The organism is Neorhizobium sp. BT27B (assembly GCF_050455485.1).
Classification (GTDB): Bacteria; Pseudomonadota; Alphaproteobacteria; order Rhizobiales; family Rhizobiaceae; genus Neorhizobium.
On sequence record NZ_JBCIYT010000010.1, the window covers coordinates 168,571 to 176,783 of the forward strand.

The 8,213-nt window shown below is 55.8% G+C and carries 6 protein-coding genes; 3 read left to right on the top strand and 3 right to left on the bottom strand.

The features are described 5' to 3' along the window. Positions 1–65: 65 nt before the first annotated feature. The 3 genes from AAIH70_RS23895 to AAIH70_RS23905 form a co-directional block, all read right to left on the bottom strand. Complete coding sequence (locus AAIH70_RS23895; protein ID WP_132278164.1) at positions 66–1,715, bottom strand: Wzz/FepE/Etk N-terminal domain-containing protein; 1,650 nt, start codon at positions 1,713–1,715, stop codon at positions 66–68. Next, positions 1,712–3,751 carry a glycosyltransferase gene (locus AAIH70_RS23900; protein WP_132278162.1) on the bottom strand — a complete coding sequence of 680 codons (2,040 nt, stop codon included), beginning with the start codon at positions 3,749–3,751 and terminating at the stop codon, positions 1,712–1,714. Before AAIH70_RS23900 ends, AAIH70_RS23895 begins: the two co-directional genes overlap by 4 nt. A gap of 163 nt (positions 3,752–3,914) precedes the next feature. Next, positions 3,915–4,613: a sugar transferase gene (locus tag AAIH70_RS23905; protein ID WP_132278160.1), complete on the bottom strand. Its 699-nt coding sequence runs from the start codon at positions 4,611–4,613 to the stop codon at positions 3,915–3,917. A 306-nt stretch (positions 4,614–4,919) separates the two neighbouring features. On the opposite strand from AAIH70_RS23905, the gene AAIH70_RS23910 reads away from it, so the two are divergent. The 3 genes from AAIH70_RS23910 (at position 4,920) to AAIH70_RS23920 (ending at position 7,815) form a co-directional block, all read left to right on the top strand. Continuing rightward, a complete protein-coding gene (locus tag AAIH70_RS23910) occupies positions 4,920–6,008 on the top strand; it encodes a glycosyltransferase (protein ID WP_132278458.1) in 1,089 nt (362 codons plus the stop codon). Positions 6,009–6,053: 45 nt separating this feature from the next. After that, positions 6,054–7,397: a polysaccharide biosynthesis/export family protein gene (locus AAIH70_RS23915; protein WP_132278158.1), complete on the top strand. Its 1,344-nt coding sequence runs from the start codon at positions 6,054–6,056 to the stop codon at positions 7,395–7,397. 148 nt (positions 7,398–7,545) lie between these two features. Then, a complete protein-coding gene (locus tag AAIH70_RS23920; protein WP_207908295.1) occupies positions 7,546–7,815 on the top strand; it encodes a hypothetical protein in 270 nt (89 codons plus the stop codon). Positions 7,816–8,213: the final 398 nt, after the last annotated feature.

An 8,213-nucleotide genomic window follows, 5' to 3' on the forward strand; every position in this document is an offset into this window, starting at 1 on the left:
AAACGGCGACAATCACCAGCCTGCCGTGAGCATGATTGCTTGCAACGGACTTGAAAGTAAGTGCCTCAAGCTTTGCTACGGGTTATCACGTACCCCATGATCTGCAGGCCCGCCTTTTTGAGGCGGCTTTCCGCAGCAATGACATCATCCCTGCTGGTACGGGCAAACTGCGTCACGATGATCACGATATCGGCATATCTTGCGAGCGCGATAGCATCCATCGAGATATCCATCGACATGACGTCGAGGATCACATCCCCATTGAGCCTGGCAACGTCGATTGTTTCCCGAGCCTTCGGACTGCAGAAATCAATCGCCGAATTAATGCGCGCATCACGCGAGTGGATTGCCAGCGTGGCGACGTTATCACCGTACTGTGGCACCAACGGGGATACGGGCGATGACGAGCCAAGCACGTCTGCCAACGACGACGTGGATTGCGCACCATCCAGCTGCTGTGCTCGGTTTGTCGTGAATATTGTCACCGTACGGCCGCTATCGCCCATGACACGTGCCAGGTCCTGGCCGAGTGTCGCCGCCCCCATAGGCTTCGCGCACCCCACCAGCGCAATGACTGCATGCCGTCCTTCTCTTTTTGACGGGGCCAGCAGATCAATCGACGTTCTGAGATCACGTACGCTCGCAGAATAGGCTTGGTGCGATCCACGACGAAACAGTCTTCTCAATAACGACTTTTCGTTTCTTTTGATCGGCACTGCGCCAAGAAACGACAGGTGGCTTTCGTTTGCGAGATCTTTTGGCTCTCGCAACTTACGATCGAATGCAACGCCCAGTGCCAAAATCATTGCACCGAGGGAGAGACCGACGACCCCGCCAAAAGCCGTGATCAAACTTATGCGCGGGCTCGAGGGGCTGAGCGGATAAAGAGCCGCGCCGGTGATTTTTGCATCAGCGTCAGGTGTGGGCTTGTCGGGCAACCGTCCCGCCTGCATCGCATCACTGGCGGCGGCGACCTGTGCGGCGAGCGCATCCAGCCGTCCCTGCAGCGTGTCTATGCCGGCACGCGCCAACTGTTCCTTGGCTGTCACCGACTGCAGAATATACGCCGACACGATTGCATTGGCGACCTTTGCGGGGAGTGCCGGATCGGACGACGCGTACCCCACATCAACCACATAAGATTGCCCAACACGACGCGCGCTGACACGCTCGACAAAATTGGCGAATGCCACTCGGTCGCGGTTTTCCTCCGTGCTGGGCGCCGGTTGATCATTCGCATCCCGCATGGTTCCGGTATCCGCGGTCGCGATGGCGAGCATGTTGACTACACTCGATGTCGCCTTCTTGATCAGCCCGGGCGGCTGTGGCGCCAGTTCGGCATTGTTGGTCAGTCGCAGGCTTTGAAAAACCGATGACAGCAGACGTTCGGAAAGAATGATCTGCAACTCGCTTTCGGCGCTGTTAAGATCAAGACCTTGCGGCATGGCGCCATTGGCACCCGAGACATAACGGGGCTCAAGCAGCATGGTTGCCGACGCATGGTAGGTGCGCGGCAGCGAATAGGCGTAAGCAAATGATAGGATAGCCCCGACAACGGCGCTCAGGAGCAAACGAATCCGGTAACGCCAGGTTACGGTCAGAATGGTTCTGATGAGCGCGAGTGGACCGTCGGCATGAGTATCTTTCGGCGGCTCTTGATCAATCGGCCATATCCGGGCTGCTCGTTCGACCATCCCAACACGTTCGAGGGTCATCGTGCCAAACCTTTGGTAAGAGGATCTATCTTGCTGGCCTGCTGGCTTAACGCGGAGGCCCGCTCCGGCTGGATCCGGCCGCGAACAACGTCCAGAACAGCGAGGAGATTGCCTTTGACGCGCCCTCTGCGATCGATGAATGGCTCGGGCGCAAGAAAACGCGCGAAGTTGATCGATGTGTTACGCCATATCTGGCCAACCATCTGCATCGTCGTCATGGTGCCCTTGCCACGCATATAGATGGGATTGACGATCTGCGAATAGCCAAGCCGGTCTCCTGGCATTCGGCCCGATTTTACGCCCATATGAACGCCGTAAGTGTCCGAACACCGAACGAGACGCCCACCTTTTTTTGCTAGAGAGGCGCCAAAATCACGGTCTTCGAGCCAGCCGTACAGGACGAGCCTTTCATCGAACCGGCTGTCGCCGATCGCAGAAACCCGGAAGGCCATGTTGCAACCATAGGGACTGAACGCCATCTCCCAACGCGCACCTTCATGACGCGGCGGATCCTGGAGCGCCTGAACGGCGTCGCTGAATGGAATTCCCGGGCCTTTAATGCCGTCCTGGATAACACGTCCGGTAAAACCGACTACGCCGCTTTCGTCAGAAAAGACCATTGCTGCGGTTGCCAGCCAATTCGGCTCGGCAACAAAATCGTCATCGAAAAAAACGAGCAGGTCGATATCTTTCGCCAAATGCGTGATTGCATTGTTGCGTTGCGCGCACAAGCCTGCCCTACCTGCAATCACCGTGACGCGCTCATCGCTCGTAAGGTCCCCGGCATCCTTCATGTCTACGCAGGAGACGATAATCTGGCGCGGGATCACCGTCTGCGTATTGATCAGGTGGGTAACGGTCTGGTTTACGATATCCGGCCGGCCGCGGGTCGCGATCGCAACGGCTATCCGCATTTCGGGCACCATCACATTCTTTTTGCCGACTGGCTGAGGTCCCGGTCGTTCGATGAGTTCGCGGTAACCTTCGGCCGAGCTATTCCATGAATAATTCGTCACTTGCCTGAGACCACGCTCGCGCAAGTCGTCGACAAGCGACGGAGAGGACGCCAGGGCAGCGATATGCTCCACCCATTGGCGCCCATCGAACGGGCAAGCAAGCAGAGCAGCGTTGCCGCAGACCTCCACCATGCTCGAACAGGACGCCGACACCACCGGACATCCGAGCGCCATGGCCTCGACAATCGGCAAGCCGAACCCCTCATTGAGTGACGGGAAGACGAGGCAGAGGGCATGTTTGAAAAAGAAGGCGAGATCATCGTCGGACACGCGCCCGGCCATGATTACGTTCGGATGCCGCGCTACGTCGACGGAAGAAAAGATAGCAGCATCGCCACCGGCTATAACAAGATCCACGCCGAGCGCATCAAGCGCGTGGGCTATGCCAAACATGAGCGTGAGATTCTTGTGGCGCGCGCTTGAACCCAACGCAAACACGTATTTGCGCGAGCGCGCCACTATAGCGGAGACGATCGCCGGGGCACTAACCGCCGCCTCTGCATTCCAGCCAAGGACATGTTCGTGACCATTGGGCAGGACTACGATGTCCTGCGCTTCGATCGGGAGATAGCGCGCGATCTGCCGCGCAGACGCGTGCGAAACGGTTGTGACCCTTGTCGACCCTCGGACAATTAAGGGCTGCAAGCTCTTGTATAGCATTCGGAAGGAACGACTGTAGCTATCCGGTGCTGCAAAGACGTTGGCATCGTGGATGCATACGATCTGGTCGGCCTTGAAGACCGGCGCGGTGTTGCAAAGGTTGAGCAGCAGACCGGAGGCGTGCTGCGGCAACTTTAATTGTTCCCATGCATGCCCTTTGAAGATGCTCGACAATGTCTTGGGGGCCATGGCCCGAAAGGCGGGATCGGCAACACCTTCCGGCACCAATAGCGGAACGGGCTTTTCAGCGTCCAACATGCCATCCAGCGCGGTCAGAACATTATGGGCATATCGCTGAACCCCGGTCGGTGATTGTGTCAGATAGCGCCCGTTTACCGCGAATTGATGTGAAACGCTCATGGCATGTCTCTCCGATGAAACCTGCCGAACTGGGCGGTGTAGCTGGCATTCATGCGATTACTCCCAATATCTGGACCGATGCGCAAAAGTGACGATCCAACTTCAAGACGCGGAATGACCTCACAGCAAGCCATTGATTTCAAAGCTAAACGATCTATCTTGATCAGTAGCTGCCGCGTGCCTTGAGTACGGCGGGCAGCGTTTTCGCCATGATAACAAGGTCTCCTGCGAGGCTGCGGCCGGCGACATACGCAACATCCAGTTGGACACGCTCGTTATAGGCGGTGTCGCTTCGCCCGCTGATCTGCCACAAGCCGGTAAGCCCAGGGCGAACCTTCTTGTAATCCGCGAAATACGGGCCGTAATGCTCGGCTTCTGCCGGCACTATCGGCCTGGGACCGACAAGGCTCATGTGCCCAAGCACGATATTCACGAGCTGCGGGACTTCATCGAGGCTGCTCTTGCGCATAACCGCCCCGAATGGCGTCACTCGCGGGTCATTTCTGAGCTTTCGCGTCGCTTCCCATTCCATCCGCTCTGCTGGATTGGTCAGGAGATAGTTGGCCAGTACTTGATCATTATTATTCACCATCGTCCGAAATTTGAAACACGGGAACATCCGGCCGTACCTGCCGACACGATGGTGGGCGATAAAGATCGGACGCCCTTGCAACACCAGCAATGTCAAAATGACCATCGCAATGACGGGCAAAAGAACGACAAGCGCGAGAGATGCAATAACAAGGTCGCTTGCGCGCTTCCCTCCCCGCGAGAGGATGGAAGGCAACGAAATCTTCGGTCGCGCACCCACAAAAAGGTGATTGGCGCTGCGATCGGCAGCGTCCGCCTCAACGTCAGTCATTGACGTACTCCAAACCAAAAATGTGATGGGTGATCAGATGGATGCACTGCACTTCCGAGGAAATTGCTAACAAACAGTTAAGCGTTTGACAATATATTTGTTGCGTGCAGTATATGAATTACAACGCCAGTGCAAAAATACCGCAATACCAAAAAAGACCAGAGATAGACCGCGACAATTCCTTGTTAGCGGTTGCGAAATTATTGCAATTGGTCGGTATAAAATGAAAATCTCTTATAAATTTCGTCGTGTAAACAATGAGGTATAGGCGTGCGTGTTGCAATCGTTCACTATTGGCTAGTTGGCATGCGCGGCGGGGAAAAGGTTCTGGAGGCTCTCTGCAGGATTTACCCGCAAGCCGACATATATACACACGTCTATGATATTAATGCTGTATCGCCTCTTATTAGGCGGCACAATATTTACCCGACCTTTATCAACGGGCTGCCCTATTCAAAAAACCTCTATAAGAAATACCTGCCGTTGATGCCTATGGCGCTGGAACAGCTGGACCTTTCCCGCTACGACCTCGTCATCAGCAGTGAATCCGGCCCGGCCAAAGGTATAATTCCGAACTCACCGGCCGTGCATATCTGCTATTGCCATTCGCCGATGCGCTATATCTGGAACATGTATCACGAATACCACGCGAAATCCGGCTTCCTGACCCGCCTTCTCATGCCACCGCTGGCTCATTATCTTAGGTCATGGGACGTCAGCACCGCCAGCCGCGTCGATCGGTTCGTCGCAAATTCCGATACTGTCGCAAAACGCATCAATAGCTATTATCGGCGCGAGGCGAGCATCATCCATCCGCCCGTCGATACGGAGGCATTTGCGCCCGTCTCTTCTGCAGAATTGGGCGATTATTATTTGATGGTGGGAGAACTGGTTGCCTACAAGAGGCCAGAGCTTGCTGTCGAAGCGTTCAACCGCTCGAAGCGCAAGCTCGTGGTGATCGGAGGCGGCGAGATGCTTAACCATCTGCGCCGGATCGCCGGCCCAACGGTCAGCATACTTGGATCGCAGCCATTCGAGGTTCTCAAGCACCACTACGCTCGCTGCAGGGCTCTCATCTTTCCCGGAGAAGAGGATTTTGGGATTGTCCCTCTCGAAGCCATGGCCAGCGGTCGTCCCGTGATCGCGTTCGGCCGCGGTGGCGCCACCGAAACGGTCGTTGCCGACAAGACGGGCTTGTTTTTCTTCGAGCAGGAGATTGAGCCGTTGCTTGATGCCCTCGAGCGGTTCGAAAAGATCGAGTTTGATCCGGCTGCCGCCGTGTCGAGAGCCCGAGAATTTTCAACCGGGGTGTTCATGGACAAGTTCGAGGCATTCACAATGTCTGCCCTCGGGCATCCACCGGCGCGCCGCACTTTTCCCGCACAGGTCGCTTGAGCGGGCCAACGTGGCGCTTTGACGTTGATAGCAGGAGTACCGATTGTGACGAAACTGTTTGGCTTTCCATGTCCTGCTCCCGTTGCAGAAGGCAACGCGCGATACGCGCATGCTCACCGCAGATGGCGCCAAGCTGTTGCCGGGCTGCTTTGCTGCGTGGCGATGCTCGTTTCCGGCCAGCTTCATGCTGCATCATCTTATCTGCTTGGTCCGCAGGATGTTCTGAAGATCAGGGTGTTCGAATGGCGTCCAAGCGCCGGAGTAGCGTTCGAATGGGTGCCATTGACGGGTGAGTTCACGGTGTCGGCGGCTGGCACCCTTTCGCTTCCCATCGTTGGTACGATAGCGGTTGCGGGGAAAACCCCGGAACAGATCGCTGACATTATCGGCGAACAGTTGCAGAACCAGATCGGCCTGCAAAAGCGTCCGACCGCATCGATCGAAGTGTCGAGTTATCGTCCGTTTTTCGTAACCGGCGCCGTGGCGACACCGGGAAAGTATAATTACTTGCCAGGACTTACCGTCATGCAGGCATTGAGCATGGCTGGCGGCACGGGAACGATGGATCCGAAGATCATGGAATTGCAGCGTGAGGCGCTGGTAAACCACGGAACGGCTCGTGAGCTTGAAGTTGAACGATTAAGTATTCTTGCCAAGCGGGCGCGGGTCACAGCAGCACTTTCCGGCTCCGACAAGGTAACAATGCCTCCTGAACTGAGCACGACGGAAGATCAGGAAACCGTGTCTCAGATCGTGATTGCGGAGCAGGAACTGCTGGATAGCCGTGCCAGATCGATAAAATCCGAGATTGCTGCCGTCCAGCAATCAAAAGCACTTGCCAAAAACCAGATTGAAACCCTCAAGCTCAAGGAAGCATCGCTCGACAAACAGATTGATCTCGCCAACAAGGATCTCAATTCGGTCAATAAGCTGGTGTCGCAGGGACTGACTGTTTCCGCCCGACAGCTCGGCGCAAATCAGAATGTCGCCGATCTGGAAAGCCGCAATCTCGACGTATCGCTGGCCATCCTGACGATACAACAGGATCTGGCGAAACTTGACCAGGATGCCTTGACCATTGTTGAGAAATACAAGGCGGCGGCGCTGGCCGAGGCGACTGAAATCCGCGATCGTCTCGCCGCAAACGAAGAAAAAACCCGAACTGCGCACGCGCTGTTGCTCAATATCGAAATGCGCGCTCCTGTTGCCGTATCGATGCCATCAGCGGATGGACGAGTCCGCACGACCACAACGATTACCCGCGCCACTGGCAGTGCCAATAAGACCTATGTTGTCGCAGACGATGATCCGGTGTTGCCAGGCGACGTTATCAAAGTCGAGCCGCAGGATCAGAAAAGTGGCACAAGGGCGATGACGAGCACTCAATGACTGCAACTTTTCAGCTGGGCTGCAAACAAGAAATAGAGCCGATATGCAGACAACTTGATATAAAGGCGACGACATGCGATAGTATTGTCAGCTTTTACGACAACGAGATGGTGCACTGCATACTATGGGCTGGGCTTTGCTGATTTGCGTGGCACTCGGCGCACTTTCTGGATTGTGGATTCATATCGTCGCCTTCGCGCTGCTGACCGTTGTCGTTTTGGCTGCCTATGTGACATCGCTTGTTTTTGCAGGATTGCCTCTGGCGCCGGCTATCATGACTGGCGTGTATTTATGGTGGGCACTGGGTGCTGGATTTGTGGTCGGTCATCTCTGCCGCCACGCGTTACGGTTTCGGCGTGCAGCATCGAAATCAACAGATGGCAAGCTGGACCAAGTTCAGAAATACATGAAAGACTGATCGGCTTTGCATCCGACGCCGTGATCATCACATGGATATCCTGCGTGATGCCGAGGTGATTTGACGATCGCGCTTGTGGCCTGATGTCCAAGCACCGCAAACCGGGAAATATCCGGCAAGGCAATTCTGCCCATCGTCAGGCCCCAGATGTTCAACATCAAACTTGAGCTCCGGACTTGCACGTCAACCGTGAGGGCGGCCACCGATATCGGTGCGCGCAATCGCTCGTGAAGCCAATTGCAGGCTTAGAGCGGTTCATTGTTAAATGGAAACGGTTCTGCCGGAGCAGGTTTTCGTCGGGGCAGTGGCGATTGGCGAAGGGCATACCACCGGGTACGTGCGAGCCGATCGCCGCTGATCCCGGCGGAAAGATGTCCGGCCCTTACGGGTTGGCTGAA

Coding starts and splice junctions, on each gene's coding strand:
- AAIH70_RS23910 (WP_132278458.1), top strand. CDS start 4,920: ATGCGCGGCGGGGAAAAGGTTCTGGAGGCTCTCTGCAGGATTTACCCG.
- AAIH70_RS23900 (WP_132278162.1), bottom strand. CDS start 3,751: ATGAGCGTTTCACATCAATTCGCGGTAAACGGGCGCTATCTGACACAA.
- AAIH70_RS23905 (WP_132278160.1), bottom strand. CDS start 4,613: ATGACTGACGTTGAGGCGGACGCTGCCGATCGCAGCGCCAATCACCTT.
- AAIH70_RS23895 (WP_132278164.1), bottom strand. CDS start 1,715: ATGACCCTCGAACGTGTTGGGATGGTCGAACGAGCAGCCCGGATATGG.